Here is a 19,336-nt window from a genome sequence, read left to right as displayed (position 1 = left end):
GAGCGACCCCGTGAGCCTCAAGAGCACCGCCGGCCTCCAACTGGCCGCTGACGCCGGACTGGACCTCTCGCTGCCGCAGCAGCTGACCGTCATCCTCCTGTGTGCGCTGACCGCGTTGGTCTCGCACATGGCGCTCGCCGTCTTCAACGACGGAGTGCGCCCCTTCATGCTGGACTTCATCCACGGGCGCACCACCCGCTCGGCCACCACGGCGGTCTCCTTCGGGCTCTCCGCCGGCTTCATCTTCGGACTCGGCGCGCCGATGGCGCTCTCCTCCGGCGTCCTCAACCCGTGGCTGCTCTTCCTGCCCACCGACATCCTGGGTCTGTTGGCGCCCAAGAAGTGGCTGGCGCCGCTGCTGGGCGCCGGGTGGGGAGCGATCGTCGTCTTCGGGCTCAACGGCGCCAACGAGGTGGCACACGACCTGCCCGTCGACTTCCTGACGGCCATGCAGCAGATGTCGACGCCGATCCTCTTCCTCTTCACGCTCTTCCCGGTGCTGGCCATCACCAAGCAGTTCGGCCGGGCCTGGGGCGCGGCGGCGGGCGTCGCCGAACTCGCCCTCGTGGTGCTGACGATGAAGGTGTGGCCCAACATGTTCGCGGGCGCTCTCGCGATGGCCGTCGGCGTGCTGCTGCTGATCGGTCTCGCGGTGCGCCGGGACCTGGCGCACCGCAAGGCCGACCGCGAAGCCCAGGCCAAGGCCGGTCGTGTGGCCGATGCCGGGGGTGTGGCCGGGGCCGGGGGTGGGGAAGGAGCCGAAGCCGGAGCCCGGCCGGAGGCCGCTGCCCCGGCCCCGGCCGAGGATGACCCGATGGCCTCGCTGTTCACCAGCAGCGCGGCCCGGCTGCGCCGCTACCTGCCGCTGTTCATGGTGCTGGGCGCCGGTGTCTGTGTGCTGGCACAGATGCATATATTCGGCGGCGGTGAGGCCACCAGCTTCCTGATAGCCAAGGGCCACATATCCGAGGCGGCGCAGGTCGACTTCTACCGCTTCTTCGGCTTCCTCCCGCTGATCGCGACGACGGCGCTCGCCTCGGGCGCCTACGGCATCGCCGGTTTCACGCTCGTCTACCCGATCGGCTATCTGATGCCGAACCCCGTTCTGGCGGCGATAGCCGGAGCGGCCGTCTTCGCCCTGGAGATCCTGGCCCTCTCCTCGATCGGGAAGGTCCTCGGCAAGCTGCCCAGCGTCCGCGACTCGTCCGAACATCTGCGCAACGCCATCGGCGAGAGCCTCCGGTTGGCGATCCTCTTCGGCTCGCTGATGGCGGCCAACGCGATGGGCGCTGGGCTCGGCATCCTCATCGTGGGCGGGCTCTACCTGCTCAACGAAGCGATGGGGCGGCCCGTCGTACGGATGGCGGCGGCGCCCGCCGCGGTGCTCGTCGGCGGTGTCCTGCTGAACGTCCTCCACTGGCTCGACCTGTTCACCCCGCTCAAGAGCTAGCCCACCGGCCCGCTCCCAGGGCCGGCCCGGCCGTCATGGGCTGCCCCCGCCAAGGGGCAGGCCCCCTCCCGGCCGGTGTCCCAGGCCGCGCTGCCACAGGAAGGCCCACCATGAGCTCCACCGCCACCCCCCATGGCCCCGAACCGCTGCTGCGAACCGTCGCGGGAGCGCTGCCCGCAGCCTCCGTGGGCGGCCCTGCGCTGGCCCATGAGCACCTCGTCCTGGACCTGGACCTCAAGGGCGACGGCGCCGCCGTTCTCGACGCGCGGCGGCACGGCCCGGCCGTCAGCCGCGAGCTCGCCGAGCTGCGCGAGGAGTTCGGGCTGGCTCTCGTCATCGAGCAGACCTGCCGGGGCATGGGCCGGGACCCGGGAGCGCTGGCCCGGATCGCCGAGGAGAGCGGGGTCGCCGTCGTCGCCGCGACCGGGTGGTATTACGAGCCGTTCCACCCGGCTGCGGATCTGGCGGGCGCCTCCGTCGAACAACTCACCGCCACTCTGGTGCGGGAGATCCACGAGGGGATCACCGGGCCGGACGGCAGACCGACCGGAATCCGGCCCGGAGTGCTCGGCGAGGTGGGCAGCCACGGAGAGGTCCCCAGCGAGCCGGAGACCCGCTCGCTGCGCGCGGCGGCGCGGGCGGCCGTCGCCACCGGCCTGTCCGTCGCCACCCACGCCCAGCTCGGCCACGGCGGACTCGCCCAGCTCGACGTGCTGACCGGCGCGGGTCTCGCCCCGCACCGGATCTGCGTCGGCCACCAGGACCTGCTCACCGCCCCGGCCGTCCACCAGCGGCTCGCCGCCGAGGGCGCGTACGTCGCCTTCGACACCGTCGGCAAGGAGAGCTACCAGAGCGACGAGGTGCGGCTGCGACTGCTGCTCGCACTGCTGGAGGCAGGCCACGCCGACCGGGCGCTGCTCAGCTGCGACATCTCCCGCCACGGCTATCTGCGGTCCGAGGGCGGCCAGGGCTACGGCCACCTTTTCCGCTCGTTCCTTCCCGCGGTCCGCGCCGCGGGAGTCGACGACGACCTGATCGATGTGCTGACCCGGCGCAACCCGCTGCGCTTTCTGACCGGCGCGAGCCCGGAGGAGGGCTGAGATGGCCGAGACACCAGCCAACGAGAGGCCGGCCACCGAGAGGCCGGCCACCGAGACGCCGGCCACCGAGACGCCGGCCACCGAGACGCCGGTCACCGAGAGACCGGCCACCGAGACGCCGGCCACCGAGACGCCCGGCAACACCGCCCCGACGGCCGCCCCCGGGCCGGTGCCTCCGCCGCTGCCCCCTACCTTCCCGCTGGCCACCGTTCCGGTCGAGGAGGCGGTCGAACAGCAGTTCCGGCTGCTGGAGGCAACCACCGCGCACTTCGGCGGGACACAACTGTTCGCCGCCGACGCCGGTGTGGTGCCCGGACTCGGGCGGCCGCGGACCACCGCGCGCGTCGAGGCCGTGCTGGCCACCTACTTCGGGGCCGAGGACGCCGCGCTGGTGCAGGGCGCGGGCACCGGCGCGATCCGGGCCGCGCTGAGCGCCGCCGTCGGACCGGGCGAGCCGCTGCTCATCCATCGGGCACCCGTCTACCGCAGCACCGCCGTCACCCTGCGCGGGCTGGGCGTCGAGACCGTCGAGGCCGACTTCAACGACCTCGGCGCGCTGCGGGCCGCACTCGCCACCGGCCGCTTCCGCTGGGCGTACGTCCAGCACACCCGGCAGCGTCTGGCCGACTCCTACGACCCGGGCGAGGTCCTGGCCGCCTGCCGCGAGGCCGGGGTCCGTACGGTCACCGACGACAACTACGCCGTCTTCCGGGTGCCCGCCTCCGGTGTGGAACTGGGGGCAGACGCCTCCTGCTTCTCGCTGTTCAAGCTGCACGGCCCGGAAGGCGTCGGCGCGGTGGTCGGTGCCGCGGACCTGGTCGCCCGGGTGCACGCCGACAACTACTCGGGCGGCGGCCAGGTCCAGGGACACCAGGCACTGGACGCGCTGCGCGCCCTCACCCATGTGCCGGTGATGTGGGCGGTGCAGTCCCGCGTCGGCGCCGAGGTCGCCGAACGCCTCGCCGCCGGGGAGGTGCCCGGAGCCGCCGATGTGCGCGTGGCCAACGCGCAGGACAGATGCCTGCTCATCCAGCTCGACGCGCCCCTGGCCGGCCGACTCCCCGAGGTGGCGGCCCGGTTCGGTGCCGCGCCCTACCCGGTGGGCTCCAACTCGCGGTACGAGATCGCGCCGCTGTTCTACCGGATGTCCAGCTCGGCCCTGGAGGACGCACCGGAGCTGGCCGACTGGGTGGTCCGCGTCAATCCGATGCGCGCCGGAGCGGATCTCGTCCTCGAGATCCTGCGCCGCTCCCTGGAAGCGCTCCGCGCCGAATCACCCACTGCCGCCCCGCACGAAGCAAAGAAGCACCGCACAAAGGACTGACGTGTTCCTCGACAGCCTCCTCGCCCGCAATCCGGAGCTCGCCGACACCGCGGCCGACCTCCACCGGCGCGGCGAGATCCCGCCCGACACCTACGTCATGGACCTGGACGCCGTCGCGGAGAACGCCACCCTCCTCGCGGGCGAGGCCGAACGGCTCGGCCTGTCCCTCTGGTTCGTCGTCAAGCAGTTCGGCCGCAACCCGGAGCTGATCCGCGCCGTCTCGCGCGCCATTCCGTCCTTCGCCGCCATCGACCCCGTCGAGGCCCGCACGCTGCACGCCGCCGGTGCCCGCGCGGGCAACCTCGGCCACCTCGTGCAGATCCCGCACCGGGCGCTGCCCGAGATGCTCGGCTGGCGGCCGGAGGCCGTCACGGTCTTCGACCTGGCCAACGCACGAGCCGTATCGGCGGCGGCCCAGCGCCTCGGCCACGTCCAGGACGTACTGATCCGGCTCGAGGGCGCGGCCGGCGCCGGCTACCCGGGGCAGGAGGGCGGGGTCCCACTGTCCGCGCTCGACGCGTTCGCGGAGGAGGCCGAGCGGCTGCCGGGCATCAGAATCGCGGGCGTCACCGCGTTCCCCTGTGTGCTGTGCGACCCGGAGACCGGCGCCCCGGCCCCCACCCCGAGCTTCGACGTCGCCCTCAAGGCCCGGGAGCTGCTCGCCGCACGTGGCCACCAGGACCTCAAGCTCAGCGCGCCCAGCGCCACCTCCATGGCCAGCCTGCCCCTGCTCGCCCGGCTCGGCGCCACCCATGGCGAGCCCGGTCACGCCCTCACCGGCACCACGCCGCTGCACGCGCTCGATCCCGGTCAGCCCGAGCGGCCCGCGTATGTGTACGTCACGGAGGTCGCGCACACGCTGGCCGACGGCCGCCCGGCGGTGTTCGGGGGCGGGTTCTACCCCCGGGCCCGTATCGCCTCGGCGCTGCTGCCGCGTACCGGCGTGCGGCTGTCCGTGCAGAGCGCGCCCGCCGAGAACATCGACTACTACCGGCTGTTGTCCGCGCCAGCGCCCGCGCCCGCGCCCGGGGACGGGGCGCGGGAAGACGGACAGGTGCGCGCCGGTGACCCGGTGCTGCTGGCGTTCCGTACGCAGATCTTCGTGACCCGCTCCACGGTGGCGGTGGTGGCCGGCCTCTCGTCCGGAAGACCTCGGCTGACCGGACTGTACGACGCACACGGGAGGGCGCTGTGACCAGCGGGACCCAGGAGGCGCCCGGCCGGGGGCGTACCGTCATCGTCGTCGTCGACGGGTTCGGCATCGGCGCGATGCCGGACGCCGGGGCGCTGCGGCCCGGCGACGCCGCCGCCGACACCTGCGGCCATGTGCTCGACCATGCCCGCGAGGCGCTCGGCCGGCCACTGCGGCTGCCGGTGCTCGGTGCGCTGGGCCTCGGCCTGGTCCACCCGCACCCCGACCTCGCGCGCACTGCCCGGCTGCCGGTGGCGGCAGGCAGGGCCGCGCTGGGCTACCCCGGCGCCGACACGTTCGCCGGCCACCAGACGATGATGGGCGCGGACTTCAGCAGGGTGACGGTCGCGCGGCTCGGCGACCACCTGGGGGAGGTGACGGCCGCGCTGCGGGCGGCGGGCCACCGTGTCGAACGCCTCGACGGCAGGGCGCTGTTGCTGGTCGACGGCAGCGTGCTGGTGCACGACAACCTGGAGGCGGACCCCGGAATCAACTGGAACGCCTCGGCCAGGCTCGAGGACCTCGGCTTCGACGGCATCCTCCGCGTCGCCCGCACGGTGCGCGAAGTGGCTCCGGTGGCCAGGGTCATCGCGGTCGGCGGCCACGCGGACGGCCCGCTGCACGAGTTCGTCCGCGACGGCGACGGCGGAACGGTGGGCCTGGACACCCCGGCCAGCGGCTTCTACCGCAACGGCGGCCTCCAGGTGCGGCACCTGGGCGCGGAGCTGGACCACACCCGGCAGCTCCCGGAGCTCGCCGCGCGGGCCGGAATCCCCGTCACACTCGTCGGCAAGGCCGCGGACATCCTGGCGTGCGAGGCGGCCGTCCGCTGTCCCGCCGTGGCCACATCCGAGGTGCTGGCGCACACCGTGGAGGCCGCTCGCGCGCCGGGCGAGTCGCTGGTCGTCGCCAATGTCCAGGAGAGCGATCTGGCGGGTCATCAGCGGGACCCGGAGCGGTACGCGCGCATCCTGGAGCAGGTCGACGCCGGCCTGGCCGCACTGGTCGCGCTGCTGGACCGGCCCGGCGACCGCCTCGTCGTCACCGGCGACCACGGCAACGACCCAACCATCGGGCACGCCTACCACACCCGGGAGTATGTGCCCCTGCTCATCCACCGGCCCGGCGCCGCCACCGTCGATCTGCTGCCGGACACCGGAAGCCTGGCCAATGTGGGCGCCACAGCGGCGGCGGCCCTCGGACTCGACCCCGCGGGCCTCGCCAGCGGGAGGCGGATACCGGAGGGCGCGGCCGCCTGAGCGATCAGCGGCTGCCTGGGCGATCAGCGATCCCCTGAGCGATCATGGGTCGGAGTCCGTGCAGTACCGCCGCCCAAGGAAAGGACCGCGAACGTCGTGCGCACAGTGAACCTTCCCTCAGGTACGCCCGTCCCGGCGCTCGGCCAGGGCACCTGGCACATGGGCGACGACCCCTCCCGGCGCGCCCAGGAGCTGGACGCGCTGCGCACCGGCATCGACCAGGGCATGACGCTCATCGACACGGCCGAGATGTACGGCAGCGGCGCCGCCGAGGAACTGGTCGGCGAGGCCGTCAAGGGGCGCAGGGAGGACGTGTTCCTCGTCAGCAAGGTGCTGCCGTCCAACGCCGACCGGCGCGGCACCGTCGAAGCCTGCCGGGCCAGCCTGCGCCGGCTGGGCACCGACCGCATCGATCTGTACCTGCTGCACTGGCGTGGCGGCGTCCCGCTGGCGGAGACCGTCGAGGCGCTGGAGGGGCTGGTCGACGCGGGAGACATCCGCTTCTGGGGGGTCAGCAACCTGGACACCGACGATCTGGCCGACCTTCCGGATGGGGCCGTGCCCGCCACCGACCAGGTCCTCTACAACCTCACCCGGCGCGGCCCGGAGTTCGACCTGCTGCCCCGCTGCCGCGATCTGTCGGTGCCCGTGATGGCGTACTCGCCCGTCGAGCAGGGGCGGCTCCTGGACCACCCGGCGCTCCGCTCGGTCGCGGACGCGCACGGTGCGACGTCCGCGCAGGTGGCGCTGGCCTGGGTGCTGCGCCACCCGGACGTCATCGCGATCCCCAAGGCCTCCTCCCGCGCCCATGTCGAGGAGAACCGCGCGGCGGCCGACCTGCGCCTGACCGAGGAGGACCTCGCCGCGCTGGACGAGGCGTTCCCGCCGCCGAGCCGCAGGCGCCCGCTGGAAATCCTCTGAGGGCTCCGCCGCACGCGGCCCGGACAAATCAGTGGCACATCTCAGCCGCATGCGGGGACCCTGACGCCATGCCGGAACCGCCCAAGTACCAGATACGCGCCGTGCACACGGCGTCCACGGTCACCGTCTACCAGGCGTACGCGCCCCGGATCGGCCTGCCCGCGGCCCGCGACGGGCGGTTTCCCGCCGCCTGGAAGCGGGACCGGATGACCTGGATCAAGCCGTCCTTCCTGTGGATGATGTACCGCTGCGGCTGGGGCACCAAGCATGACCAGGAGACCGTACTGGCCGTGGAGATCACCCGCGAGGGCTTCGAGTGGGCGCTGCGCAACGCCTGCCTGTCGCACTACGACGCGGCCCGGCACGGCGACCACGCCGCGTGGAAGCAGCAGCTGCGGCAGTCACCGGCCCGGGTGCAGTGGGACCCCGAGCGGGATCTGCGCCTGAGCCCGCTGCCGCACCGCTCCCTCCAGCTGGGCCTGGCGGGCGAGGCGGCGCACCGCTATGCCGACGAGTGGACCGTCTCCCTCACGGATGTCACCCCGCTCGCCCACCAAGTGCACGCCGCCGTGCGGGACGGCGACCTGGAGGCGGCCCGCGCCCTGCTCCCCGACGAACGCCCCTACCCCGCACCGCCCGCCCTGACCGCCCACCTGACCGGCTGAGCCGGACGCCGGAGAGGAGCCCGGGCGGTGCCCCGGGAGACGGCCTACCCCTGGCGCTGGCCCGTGCGGCCCCCCGCGGGGAAGGAGCGGGGGCCGCGGCCCTGCGGGGCGAGGACCTCCACCATTTCGGCCAGATCGTCGCAGGCGGCGGCGATCCTGCGGTGGGTGTTGCGCTTCTCCGCCGTGACGGCGGCCAGTAGCAGGGTCGTCAGCGCTGCGGAGCCGTTGAGCGCCTGGAGTGTGACCATGTCCGTGATCAGGTCCTGCCGCGCGAACACCCCGGCACGGTCGGTGGCTCCCCAGGTGGCGGCGATGGCGAGGATGGTCGTGCTCACCGCGCTCCCGGCGAGCTGGAAGCGCAGCGCCGCCCACACCAGCAGCGGGAAGACCAGGAACAGCAGGTCGATCGGGGCGCGGGTCACCACGATGGCCACCGCGGTGGTAGCCGCCGCAAGGCCGACCGCTTCGCCGGCCTGCACCCAGTTGCGCGGGCGGCCCAGCTTGGGCAGCGACAGCAGCAGGGGGGTGACGACCAGGACACCGACCGCGTCGCCGGCCCACCACGCCGACCAGACCGGCCAGTACTCCCGCAGCTGCAGATTGCCGCCCGCGACCAGCATCAGGCAGCCCACGGTCGCGCTCACCAGCATGCCGAGGAGCGCTCCGAGGAAGACCAGGCTCACCCCGTCCCTGAGCCGGTCGACCTGCTCGCGGAAGCCCACCCGGCGCAGCAGGAAGCAGGCGACGACGGGCGCGAGCGTGCTCCCGGCCACGGACCCGGCGGCCGTCCAGCTCAGCGGTCCCATGTAGAGGAGCACCAGCAGCGAGCCCAGCGCCACGCCCGGCCACACCCGCAGCCCGAAGTAGAGCAGGCCGGCGACGGCGATACCGGTCGGCGGCCAGAACGGGGTGACCACCGCTCCCTCGACCTCCACCCGCCACAGCAGGCCGAGCCGTCCGCCCGCGTAGTAGCACAGGGCCAGTACGACGATGCACAGCGCGTACGCGGCGACCAGGCCTCCTCTGGTGCCGCCGGTCAGTGGCCGGACCGGGAAGGGGGAGGGCTCCGGTGTCCGGTCCGCCGTCGTCTCGTTGGGTGGTGCCACACCGTTCATCAGACAACGCCGGGTGCCGTGTCGGCCGTCTGACACGCCTCCGGCCCGTCATAGCTGAGCACCAGCACCGCCGCGTCGTCGGTGTGGCCGGTCTTCTCCGCCACATCCATGACGCGGTCGGCGAGCACCTCGGGGTCCTCCCGGACGCCGTCCCGCAGCACCCGCGCCACCTGGGCCAGGCCCTCCTCGAGCGGGAACCGGGGCCCCTCCACCACCCCGTCGGTCAGCAGTGCCAGCGCACCGGGCTGGGTCAGGTGGTACTCGGTCACCGGGTAGCTCTGGCACTCCATGACGGCCAGCGGGAGGCCGATCTCCTCCGGGGGGTGGTCGATGACCCCGCCCACCCCGTCGGCCCGTGCCCACACGGCTCCCGTGTGTCCGGCCCGCGCGGTGTGCACGCTCCAGGTGCGCGGGTCGAAGCGGAGGAAGACGCAGGTGGCGAAGAGCGGATTGTCCGTGGCGGCGAGCAGCTCGTTGGCGGTGTGCAGGATCTCGCCCGGGTCCGTTGTGCCCATGGCGGCCACGGCGCGCAGCGCGATCCGCACCTGGCCCATGTAGGCGGCGGCCTCCACGTCGTGCCCTTGCACATCGCCGACGGAGAAGCCGAGGGTGCCGTCGGACAGCCGGAAACCGTCGTACCAGTCGCCTCCGATGTCCAGGCCGTTGCGGGCGGGGGCGTAGCGGGCCGCGACGCGCAGGCCCGGTGCGGTGGGCAGGGTGGAGGGGAGCATTCCGCGTTGCAGGGCTTCGGCCAGCTCGACTCGGGCGCGCTGGACCTCGACCTCCTCGCGGACCCTGGCCGTGAGCCGTCCGAGCTGCGAGAGCAGATCGTCGGCGCTCGCCGGCCGTGCATGACGGTGCCGACCACCCATGTCATGAGCGTAGCCGCGGCCCTGCACCCTCGCCCGGCGAGCGCGTCCGGCCCGCGCACAGCGCCGCCACCGACAGCGCGCCCCAGCCCACCGAGACGGCGACCGCCTTGGCGCGGGCCTTGCGGGGGAGCGTCGCGCCCAGCAGCGCCGCGTCACCCAGGTCGGCGGCGGCACGCAGCCAGGCGGCGGTGGTCAGCGCCGGGCCCTCGGGCGCCAGCATCAGGGCCGCTCCGCAGGCCGCGTCCCGCCAGGCCAGCGGGCGCAGAGCGGTGCGGGTGTCCTGCGGGGTGCGGCCGTCCTCGGTCACCAGTCCGGAGGGCTTGGCCAACAGCTGCGGCCAGGCTGCGACGGCGACTCCGTAGCAAGCGGTCGCCGCGCCCACGGCCCTCAGCAGTCCCACGCGCGTCACAGGTTTCACCCGTCCTCCCTCTCGCAGCCCTCTCCCCGCGGTGCCCCGGTCCACCCGCACACCGTGCCCCGCGGCCGGCGGGCCAACCAGCCGTATCGCCGAACTTCGCGAACTCGGCCCGTACGTACGGTAGTCGTGCGCATACTTGCCGCATGCAGGGAGAGTGTGACGGGGCGGATCGCGTACCGCCCTACCGGACGATCAGAGTGGCCCCCCTGGCGGAGCCGGTGGCCGCCATGGCGGATGAGGAGGCGTGGCTGGCGCGGGAGCGCTACCCCGTACTGATGGGGTTCCGCCCCGTCTTCGGGCCGGCCAGGGAACGCAGGACGGAGGCGGACGGGAAGGCCCGCTGGCAGTTGCTGTCGTACTTCGGCGCGCCCACCCCGCAGAGCGCCCGCGACGGGCTGGGCTCGCACTTCCGCCGCCGCGCCCACGAGGCACGGGAGGCGGGCGATGAGGAGACCCGGGCGGCCTGCCAGGCGGCCGCCGAGCGCCTGGACCGGGAGGCGCTGGACGAGCTGACCGTGCTCGGCGAGCGCTACCGCGTGGTACGGGCCGAGAACGTCATCCGCTCAGGGCCGGCGGGCCCCGAGCCGCCCCGCCCCTCCGACCCCGACCCGGCCGCGCCCGGCACCGCGCGCCGGCTGCCCGACCGTACCGCCGGGTTCGTACTGGACGCGGCCGCACCCACCGGCCCCTCCGAGGGCATCCTCAAGGCCGAGCTGCTCGCCTCCGCCCACCGCGAGGGGGACGAACCCCAGGTCCGCGAGGACGCACGGCGGGCCGCCGTCACCCATCCGGGGGGTGTGCTGCTGCCCCCGGCGTTCCTCTTCGCCGAGGAGGAGTGCGGCGCCTGGCGCTCCGAGACCGGCGACAGCGGCACCCCACAGGAGGCCCGCGACTCCCTCACCATGCTGCTGCGGGTGCTGGCACCCGCCTTGCAGAACTTGGACGAGGCCACCCGCGCCGTCTACAAGGAAGCGGCCGACCGGCTCGACGAGGAGCGCGGCGTCGAGCTGCGCTTCGCGGGGCGCCGGCTGCGCCTCGTCCGCGTCGAACGGTTCGTCCGGATCGGCCCCGACGGTCCGGAGGGCCCCCGCCCCAGCGACTACGACCCGGACGAGCCGGTCCTGGTGCAGGACGAGCGGATGCGGGCCGAGGAGGTGGACGTCGAGGACGAGGACGAGGCCGACGATCCCGAGCTGGCCGCCCGGGTGGCGCTGCTCCAGCGGCTCACGGAGGAGGAACTGGCCCGTCGCAACGGCGACACCTAGGGCAGGGGCGCCCCCTTACCGGGCTTGCCGGACCAAGGAAGGGGCGGATTCCGGCGCGGGGGCGGCCCCCAGCCGTGAGCGGCGCCGGCCGTACGCCGAGTACACCAGCGCTCCGACGGCGACGAAGACGGCGAACTGCATCCAGGTCACCAGCGGCAGCCCGGACATCAGGTACAGGCTGAAGGCCACGCCCAGCAGCGGGGCCACCGGGTAGAACGGCACCCGGAACCTGCGCTGGAGGCCGGGGTGCGAGCGGCGCAGGGCGAGGACGCAGATGTTCACCACGGCCATGATCGCCAGCGTGCCGATGACCGTCATGTCCAGCACCACGTCCAGGGGCACGACGGCGGCCGGGACGGCGAAGACGACAGCGACGATCCAGGTGTTGGCGACCGGTGTCGAGGTCTTCGGCGAGACCCGCTCGAACACCTGCGGCATCAGCCCGTCCCGGGACATCGACAGCAGGATGCGGGTCTGCCCGTACATCACCGCCAGCACCACCGAGGCGATGGCCACCACGGCACCCAGCGCGATCACCGTGGAGCCGAAGGCGGAGCCGGTGGCGTGGTCGACGATCAGCGAGAGCGCCGCCGGCTTGCCGCCGACCTGCTCCCAGGGCATCGCACCGATCGCGGCGACCGACACCAGGCAGTACAGCAGCGCCACACAGCCGATGGTCACCATGATGGCCAGCGGTATGTTCCGGCGCGGGTTCTTGACCTCCTCACCGGCGGTGGAGATCGCGTCGAAGCCGATGAAGGAGAAGAACGCCAGCGAGGCGCCCGCGCCGATACCGCCGATGCCCTCCGGCGCGAAGGGCGTCAGGTTGCCCGCGTCGTAGGCGGTGAGGGCGATGGCGCAGAAGAGCACCAGGATGCCGACCTTGATCACCGCCATCACGGCGGTGGCCCGCGCGCTCTCCCGCACCCCGCGCACCAGCAGCACGGCGGCGAGCAGCATCACCACGACGGCGGGCACATTGACGACGCCGCCGTGTCCGGGAGCGTCGGCGAGGGAGGCGGGGATGCGCAGGCCGACGGTGTTCTCCAGCAGCTCGTTCAGATACTGCCCCCACCCGATGGCGACGGCGGAGACGGAGACCCCGTACTCCAGCAGCAGGCACCAGCCGACCAGGAAGGCCGCGCGCTCGCCCAGGGAGGCGTAGGTGTAGGAGTAGGAGCTGCCCGAGACGGGGATGGCGCCGCCCAGCTCCGCGAAGGAGAAAGCGGTGAAGACGCAGGTCAGGGCGGCGAGGAGGAAGGAGACGACGACGGCGGGTCCGGCCTCGGCCACGGTGTCGGACAGGCCGACGAAGATGCCGGTTCCCACGATCGCGCCGATGCCGAAGCACACGAGCTGGAACGGGCCCAGGGTGCGCTTGAGGCCGTGTCCCTCCAGGTCGGCGCCGGATTCGGCGACCAGCAGATCGGGGGACTTCAGGCGCAGGCCGGTGCGGGGCATGGAACTTCCAGGGCGGTGCGGGGTGTGCACGGGGTGGTGTGCACACGCGGACGTGCACAAGGGAAGGGTCCGGGCGGTGGCCCGGACCCTTCGAGGCTGGAGTCCATCGTAACGGCGAACTCTGCATGATCCCGCACTCAGCCGTATGACTATGCACACATGCACACATGGCGAGGTCGCCTCCGTCAGGGGCGAGGCCGCCCTGACGGCCTCAGCTCAGTGTCGCCACCAGGACGGCCTTGATCGTGTGCAGCCGGTTCTCGGCCTGGTCGAAGACGACCGAGTGCTCCGACTCGAACACCTCGTCGGTGACCTCCAGCGAGGTCAGCCCGTACTGCTCGTGGATCTCCCGAGCCACCGTGGTGCCCAGGTCGTGGAAGGCGGGCAGGCAGTGCAGGAAGCGCGCCCGGGGGTTCCCGGTGGCGCGGAGCACGTCCATGGTCACCGCGTAAGGCCGCAGCAGTTCGATCCGCTCGTCCCATACCTGCTTCGGCTCGCCCATCGAGACCCATACATCCGTGGCGAGGAAGTCGGCGCCGCGCACGCCCTCGGACACGTCCTCGGTCAGGGTGATCCGGGCCCCTGTCTCCTCGGCCAGCTCCCGCGCCCGCGCGGTCACCGACTCCTCGGGCCACAGCGAGCGCGGCGCCACGATGCGTACGTCCATGCCCAGCAGCGCGCCCGTGACCAGGTAGGAGTTGCCCATGTTGTTGCGCGCGTCGCCCAGGTAGGCGTACGCCAGCTCGGACAGTGCCCGGTCGGGGGCGCCCGGCGCGTGCTCGGCCATGGTGAGCACGTCCGCGAGCATCTGGGTGGGGTGCCACTCGTCGGTGAGCCCGTTGTAGACGGGGACGCCCGCGTGTGCGGCCAGCTCCTCGACGACCTCCTGGCCGCTGCCGCGGTACTGGATGCCGTCGAACATCCGCCCGAGTACACGTGCGGTGTCCTTCACGGACTCCTTCGCGCCCAGGTGCGATCCGGTGGGGTCGAGGTAGGTGGTGTGCGCGCCCTGGTCGGCGGCGGCGACCTCGAACGCGCAGCGGGTACGGGTGGAGGACTTCTCGAAGATCAGTGCGATGTTGCGTCCGCCCAGCCGCGGACGCTCGGTCCCGGCCCGCTTCTCGGCCTTCAGCTCCGCCGCGAGCCGGACCAGGGCGCGGAACTCCTCCGGCGTGAAATCCAGCTCCTTGAGGAAGTGGCGGCCTGTGAGGTCTGCTGCCATGAGGGCTCCTAGCTGCACGCGCTGAACGGTAGGGCTGCAATAGTATACGAGCTACCGAATTCCTATACGACCGGGTCGCGCTCCACCGGGCAGCTCATACAGCGCGGCCCGCCCCGCCCCCGCCCCAGTTCGCCGCCCGGGATCTCCACCACCTCGACGCCCTGCCGCCGCAGATGGGTGTTGGTCGTCACGTTCCGGTCGTACGCCAGGACGACACCGGGCTCGACGGCCAGCACATTGCACCCGTCGTCCCACTGCTCCCGCTCGGCCGAACGCACATCCTGCGTCGGTGTCAGCACCCGGACACGGTCCAGCCCCAGCGCGGCGGCGATGGCGTGGTGCATGTGCTCGGGCGGGTGGTCGGAGACCTTCAGCTCGGCCGCGCCCGAGCCCGGCTCGATCGTGTACGAGCGGAGCATCCCCAGCCCCTCGTACTGGGTGAAGGTCTCACCGTCGACCATCGTCAGCACCGTGTCCAGATGCATGAAGGCGCGGCGCTTGGGCATGTCCAGCGCCACGATCGAACGGGCCGACCCCTGCTCGAACAGCCCCCGGGCCAGCGTCTCCACGGCCTGCGGCGTGGTGCGCTCACTCATCCCGACCAGCACCGCGCCGTTGCCCAGCACCAGGACGTCACCGCCCTCGATGGTGGCCGGATACGCCGACTGGCCGCCCGCCCAGGTGTGGAAGCCCCCGCCCGTCCCGCCCTGCCCGGGCGCGGCGAAGAGCGGATGGTGCCGGTAGACGGCCTCGAAGTGGACGGTCTCGCGCTGCCGGGCCGGCCACCGCATCGCGTTGATGCACACTCCGTCGTAGACCCAGGCGGAGGTGTCGCGGGTGAAGATGTGGTTCGGCAGCGGGGCGAGCAGGAAGTCGTCCAAGTCCATCACATGGAAGCGCACGGAGGACGGTTCGGGACAGCGCTCCAGATACTCCCGCTTGGTCATGCCCCCGATCAGCGCCTCGGCCAGCTCGGCGGTCGGCAGCCGGTCGAAGGAGTCGCGCAGATGGTCGGTCGCCAGCAGCCCGTACTCCTTCTCGTCGAAGACCCGGTCCAGGACCAGGGCGCGGGCCGCCGGTACGTCGAGCACCTCCGCCAGCAGCTCCCCGAACAGGTGGACCTCGACACCGAGTTCGCGCAGCGTGCCGGCGAACGCGTCGTGCTCCTCCAGGGCCCGGCGCACCCAGAGCACGTCGTCGAAGAGGAGGTCGTCCTTGTTGGTCGGGGTGAGCCTCTTCAGTTCGAGCCCCGGCCGGTGCACGATGACGCGGCGCAGCCGCCCGGTCTCGGAGTCGACATGGAATCCCATGTGGCAATCCTCGCGGAGCGTCGGCCGCTTTGCGAGGACGCCTGCGATTTGCGGGGTTTGCGGGGAGGGGGTGCCCCGGCGGTTGTTACCGGTCTGCGGGTCGGTTTGTGGTTTGCCGCGCAGTTCCCCGCGCCCCTTCGGGGCGCAGTACCTCTCCCAGCGCGGCGACGGCGTCCGGGCCCACCCGGCAGCAGCCGCCGATCAGTCGGGCACCACGCGCCACCCACTCGGCGGCGAGCGCCGCGTCGAACGAGGCCGCACCCGTCCAGGCCGCGCGCGCGGCGTCCCAGCCCTCGCCGCTGTTGGGGTAGGCGACCAGCGGCACACCCGGGCATGCCGCAGCGGCCGCCTGCAGCGCCCCGCCGACATCCTCGGCCGCACAGCAGTTGACACCGACCGCGAGCACCTGCGGATTGCCGGCTGCCACGGCGAAGGCCTCCGCCAGCGGCTGGCCGGCACGGCTTTGGCCGCCCGCCACCGTGTAGCTCAGCCATACCGGCACCCCGCAGCCGTCCGCTGCCCGCAGCAGGGCCTCGGCCTCCAGCGCGTCCGGCACCGTCTCCAGTGCGAGAACATCCGGCTCCGCCGCGACCAGGGCCTCGATACGCGGACGGTGAAAGGCGACCAGCTGCGCCACGCTCAGCCCGTACCGGCCCCGGTATTCGCTGCCGTCGGCGAGAACGGCACCGTACGGGCCGACCGACGCCGCGACCCACACCTGCTCGCCGGCTGTGGTGCCGGAGGCCGCACGGGCCAGCTCCACGCTGCGCCGGAACAGCGCCGCCGACTCCTCCTCCGACAGGCCACGCCGCCCGAACCCCTCGAACGACGCCTGGTAGCTGGAGGTGATCAGCACCCGGGCACCGGCCCGTACATACGCGGCGTGCGCGGCCTCGATCTCCCCGGGCGCCTCTGCCAGCAGCCGGGCCGACCACAGCTCGTCGGACAGGTCGTTGCCCTGCGCCTCCAGCTGGTTGGAGAGCCCGCCGTCCAGCAGCACGGTGCCGTGGGCGAGCGCGTGGGCGAGCGGGGTCGCGGCGTCGGCGGCCGTCACGAGAGCTTGGCCTGCACCTGGTCCGCGATCAGCGCCAGGTGGTCGAGGTCGCTCAGATCGAGGATCTGCAGGTAGATACGGGTACTGCCGAGCTCGCCGTAGCGGCCGATCTTGTCGATGACCTCCTCGGGCGTACCGGCCAGGCCGTTCTCCTTCAGCTCGTCCACCTCGCGCCCGATGGCGGCGGCGCGGCGGGCCACCTCCGCGTCGTCCTTGCCGACGCAGGCCACCAGCGCATTGGAGAAGGTCAGCTCCGAGGCGTCACGGCCGCGCTCCTCGGCGGCGGCCCGCACCCGGTCGAACTGCCGCTCGCTGTCGGCCGGCGAGGCGAAGGGCACATTGAACTCGTCCGCGTACCGCGCGGCCAGCTTCGGTGTCCGCTTGGCACCCATGCCGCCGACCAGGACCGGGATACGTTCCTGATGCGGCTTGGGCAGCGCGGGGCAGTCCTTGAGCTGGTAGTAGGTGCCCTCGTAGTCGAACTTCGCACCGACCGGGGTCTTCCACAGCCCGGTGATGATCTCCAGCTGCTCCTCCAGCCGGCCGAACTTCTCCCTGGGGAAGGGGATGCCGTAGGCGGTGTGCTCGGCCTCGTACCACCCCGAGCCCAGCCCGAAGTCGACCCGGCCGCCCGACATGGCGTCCACCTGCGCGACCTGGATCGCCAGCGTCCCCGGCAGCCGGAAGGTCCCCGCCGTCATCAGCGTGCCCAGCCGGATGCGGCTGGTCTCACGGGCGAGGCCGGCCAGGGTGATCCACGCGTCGGTGGGCCCGGGAAGACCGTCCGAGTCGCCCATCGCCAGATAGTGGTCGGAGCGGTAGAAGGCGTCGAAGCCGAGGTCCTCGGTGGCCTTGGCGACCTTCAGCAGCGTGTCGTAGTCGGCCCCCTGCTGGGGCTCGGTGAAGATTCGCAGTCGCATGGTCCCATCTTGCCGCGCCGGTGGGACAGGACCGCCGCCCCTCCTGCCGGATCCGCGCCCGCTGCTGCCGACCCGGCCCCGAAGGGCGTTCCCTCACTCGGCGCCCAGCAGGCGCAGCACGCTGATGCGGAGGGTGTCTCTCGCCTGCCGAGGGGAGAGCCGACCGCCCTCCACCTGTTCACTCGCGGCGTGGGCCAGCGCGATGGTGGCGGTGACCAGCCAGTCCGTCGGGAGGCGGTCGTCGAAGTCGCCGCTCGCCTGCCCGCGCCGGACGACGCGCTCCAGCAGGGCGGTGACCGGGGCGTGCCGCTCGGCGTCGTCCGGAGGGCTCACGGGCAGCGTGCCGAGCAGCCGGACGAGGGCCGGATACGCCCCGGCGGTCTGCTCGGCGGCGTCGAGCACGCGCAGCAGGGCCTCGGCGGGCGGGCCGGAGTCGGGGTCGGCCGCTGCCATGGCGGCGACGGTCCGCTCGGTGAGCCGGTCGAGCACGGCGGTCAGCAGCTGCTCGCGGGAGGGGAAGTGGGCGTAGACGGTCTGCCGGGTCACGCCTGCGGCTGCGGCGATGGCTTCGACGCTGGCGTCGGGGCGGTCGTTCAGCAGCCGGATCGCGCCGTCGAGGATCGACGTCCTGCTGCGGCGGGCGTCGGCGCGGCGGTTCCGGGTGGTCCGGGTGGTCCGGGTGGTCCGGGTGGTCCGGGGGGTGGGCGGAGGAGTCATCATTGACACCTTGTCAAAGTTATCGCTGGGGTCATATCTTACAACTCATACAGCGTGTAAGACTTCCTTGGAAAGCCGAGGCCCCATGCGCCCGTTCGACGCGAACGACCCCGGGCGGTTCATCGCCGACTTCCTCACGGGGTTCCACGAGGATCTGCTCAGCAGTGAGGAGGACGCCGAAGCGGTCGTCGACCGGTACCACACCCCTGACGTCGTGCAGGTCGCCGACGGCCATTGGATGGACCGCGCGAAGCTCGTCGCCCACACCCGTCCCATCCGTAAGCGACGGCCCGGGCTTCAGGTGTCCGTGCACGAGGCGTTCGCGGCCGATGACCGGCTCGCGGCCCGCTATACGATGCATGTGCGGGACCCGAAGCGTGAACTGGAGCTCGAGGTCTGCTACTTCGGCCACTTCGCCGCCGACGGGCGCCTGCGGCGAGCCCACATGCTGACGCGTGCGGTGCCTGTGGCCGGGTGACATCTTGCGTACCCCTGCCATTCAGCGGCGCGGCAGCCTCAGGCGAGGCTGCCGCGTTCGCGCATGGAGAGTGTCCGCAGGATCGAGGCGATCCGGTCGCCCGACTCGTCCGCCGCGTCGATGGCTTCCATGCACTGCCAGTACAGCGTCTCGTCCTCGGCGGTGACGGCCACCCCCACCAGGGCGACCCCCGCCTCGCCCAGCAGGGCGCCCAGGTCGTCCAGCGTGCGCCGGGGGTCCTCGATGGCCGAAAGCTGTGCGGCTCGTACGGCGCCCGCGCGCAGCGCGTGGTTCCTGGACTGGCCTGCTCTGCCGCCCACCTCGCTCAGCCCCAGCGCCTCGGACCGCACTGCCGGAGGACCGCTGATCGCGAGGTGGCTGCCCACCGCCGCTGCGATCGCCTGCGCCTGCCAGGCCTCGGCGAGGATCTCGGACACGTCCGCGCTGAGCGCGAGGGCCTGGCGCGTGGCGGCGATGAGCCGGACTGCATCCATCTGCCTACCCCTCACTGGTCGTTACCCAGCGTGACTGCAAATGGTCAGCTCCGCCAGGAGGTTTCGGAATTACCTGGATAAAAGGCTCGTGTGAAGAAG

The 19,336-nt window shown here is 72.7% G+C and carries 19 protein-coding genes; 9 read left to right on the top strand and 10 right to left on the bottom strand.

From position 1 onward, the window contains the following. Positions 1-10: 10 nt before the first annotated feature. The 7 genes from HC362_RS07520 to HC362_RS07490 all read left to right on the top strand — a co-directional run bounded on the left by HC362_RS07520 (position 11) and on the right by HC362_RS07490 (position 7,911). Positions 11-1,450 carry a YhfT family protein gene (locus HC362_RS07520; RefSeq protein WP_243083144.1) on the top strand — a complete coding sequence of 480 codons (1,440 nt, stop codon included), beginning with the start codon at positions 11-13 and terminating at the stop codon, positions 1,448-1,450. Between the two features lie 110 nt (positions 1,451-1,560). After that, positions 1,561-2,550: a phosphotriesterase gene (locus HC362_RS07515; RefSeq protein ID WP_243083143.1), complete on the top strand. Its 990-nt coding sequence runs from the start codon at positions 1,561-1,563 to the stop codon at positions 2,548-2,550. Positions 2,551-2,719: 169 nt separating this feature from the next. After that, positions 2,720-3,874, top strand: coding sequence for an aminotransferase class V-fold PLP-dependent enzyme (locus HC362_RS07510; protein WP_243088416.1), 1,155 nt, complete (start codon positions 2,720-2,722; stop codon positions 3,872-3,874). 1 nt (position 3,875) lies between these two features. Next, entirely contained in the window at positions 3,876-5,069 is a 1,194-nt protein-coding gene (locus tag HC362_RS07505) for an alanine racemase (protein ID WP_243083142.1), read from the top strand. Continuing rightward, positions 5,066-6,325: a phosphopentomutase gene (locus HC362_RS07500; RefSeq protein WP_279240073.1), complete on the top strand. Its 1,260-nt coding sequence runs from the start codon at positions 5,066-5,068 to the stop codon at positions 6,323-6,325. The genes HC362_RS07505 and HC362_RS07500 overlap by 4 nt, the downstream gene beginning before the upstream one ends. Before the next feature lie 96 nt (positions 6,326-6,421). Then, a complete protein-coding gene (locus HC362_RS07495; protein WP_243083141.1) occupies positions 6,422-7,246 on the top strand; it encodes an aldo/keto reductase in 825 nt (274 codons plus the stop codon). 68 nt (positions 7,247-7,314) lie between these two features. Next, positions 7,315-7,911 carry a DUF4291 domain-containing protein gene (locus HC362_RS07490; RefSeq protein WP_243083140.1) on the top strand — a complete coding sequence of 199 codons (597 nt, stop codon included), beginning with the start codon at positions 7,315-7,317 and terminating at the stop codon, positions 7,909-7,911. A 44-nt stretch (positions 7,912-7,955) separates the two neighbouring features. Here HC362_RS07490 and HC362_RS07485 read toward each other — a convergent pair whose 3' ends face one another. Genes HC362_RS07485 through HC362_RS07475 form a run of 3 tightly spaced genes read right to left on the bottom strand, consistent with a single transcriptional unit; the run spans position 7,956 to position 10,316 of the window. Next, positions 7,956-9,026, bottom strand: a complete 1,071-nt coding sequence (locus HC362_RS07485) for an MASE1 domain-containing protein (RefSeq protein ID WP_243083139.1) — start codon at positions 9,024-9,026, stop codon at positions 7,956-7,958. Beyond that, complete coding sequence (locus HC362_RS07480) at positions 9,026-9,898, bottom strand: PP2C family protein-serine/threonine phosphatase (protein WP_243083138.1); 873 nt, start codon at positions 9,896-9,898, stop codon at positions 9,026-9,028. Before HC362_RS07480 ends, HC362_RS07485 begins: the two co-directional genes overlap by 1 nt. Before the next feature lies 1 nt (position 9,899). Further along, on the bottom strand, positions 9,900-10,316 hold the full coding sequence (locus HC362_RS07475; protein ID WP_243083137.1) for a hypothetical protein: 417 nt from the start codon (positions 10,314-10,316) through the stop codon (positions 9,900-9,902). A 143-nt stretch (positions 10,317-10,459) separates the two neighbouring features. On the opposite strand from HC362_RS07475, the gene HC362_RS07470 reads away from it, so the two are divergent. Continuing rightward, positions 10,460-11,581, top strand: coding sequence for a DUF5954 family protein (locus HC362_RS07470; RefSeq protein ID WP_243083136.1), 1,122 nt, complete (start codon positions 10,460-10,462; stop codon positions 11,579-11,581). A gap of 15 nt (positions 11,582-11,596) precedes the next feature. Here the strand turns inward: HC362_RS07470 and HC362_RS07465 are convergent, their stop codons facing one another. From HC362_RS07465 to HC362_RS07440, 6 genes are all read right to left on the bottom strand, one after another. Continuing rightward, complete coding sequence (locus HC362_RS07465) at positions 11,597-13,042, bottom strand: amino acid permease (RefSeq protein ID WP_243083135.1); 1,446 nt, start codon at positions 13,040-13,042, stop codon at positions 11,597-11,599. Between the two features lie 211 nt (positions 13,043-13,253). Continuing rightward, the gene (gene argF / locus HC362_RS07460; protein WP_243083134.1) at positions 13,254-14,264 is read right to left on the bottom strand and encodes an ornithine carbamoyltransferase; all 1,011 of its coding nucleotides are present in this window, start codon (positions 14,262-14,264) and stop codon (positions 13,254-13,256) included. A 62-nt stretch (positions 14,265-14,326) separates the two neighbouring features. Continuing rightward, positions 14,327-15,574 (bottom strand): arginine deiminase, encoded by a 1,248-nt coding sequence (locus HC362_RS07455; protein WP_243083133.1) that lies wholly within the window; start codon positions 15,572-15,574, stop codon positions 14,327-14,329. Positions 15,575-15,659: 85 nt separating this feature from the next. Next, on the bottom strand, positions 15,660-16,628 hold the full coding sequence (gene mmuM / locus HC362_RS07450; RefSeq protein WP_243083132.1) for a homocysteine S-methyltransferase: 969 nt from the start codon (positions 16,626-16,628) through the stop codon (positions 15,660-15,662). Further along, positions 16,625-17,548, bottom strand: a complete 924-nt coding sequence (locus HC362_RS07445) for an LLM class F420-dependent oxidoreductase (RefSeq protein WP_243083131.1) — start codon at positions 17,546-17,548, stop codon at positions 16,625-16,627. Before HC362_RS07445 ends, mmuM begins: the two co-directional genes overlap by 4 nt. Positions 17,549-17,641: 93 nt before the next feature. Further along, on the bottom strand, positions 17,642-18,265 hold the full coding sequence (locus HC362_RS07440) for a TetR/AcrR family transcriptional regulator (RefSeq protein WP_243083130.1): 624 nt from the start codon (positions 18,263-18,265) through the stop codon (positions 17,642-17,644). Positions 18,266-18,350: 85 nt separating this feature from the next. On the opposite strand from HC362_RS07440, the gene HC362_RS07435 reads away from it, so the two are divergent. After that, the gene (locus HC362_RS07435; protein ID WP_243083129.1) at positions 18,351-18,743 is read left to right on the top strand and encodes a nuclear transport factor 2 family protein; all 393 of its coding nucleotides are present in this window, start codon (positions 18,351-18,353) and stop codon (positions 18,741-18,743) included. 38 nt (positions 18,744-18,781) lie between these two features. Here HC362_RS07435 and HC362_RS07430 read toward each other — a convergent pair whose 3' ends face one another. Then, entirely contained in the window at positions 18,782-19,237 is a 456-nt protein-coding gene (locus tag HC362_RS07430; RefSeq protein ID WP_243083128.1) for a DUF6099 family protein, read from the bottom strand. Positions 19,238-19,336: the final 99 nt, after the last annotated feature.

It is taken from the genome of Streptomyces sp. 891-h, assembly GCF_022760275.1.
GTDB lineage: Bacteria > Actinomycetota > Actinomycetes > Streptomycetales > Streptomycetaceae > Streptomyces > Streptomyces spirodelae.
This window is presented reverse-complemented; position numbering and strand designations above follow the sequence as displayed.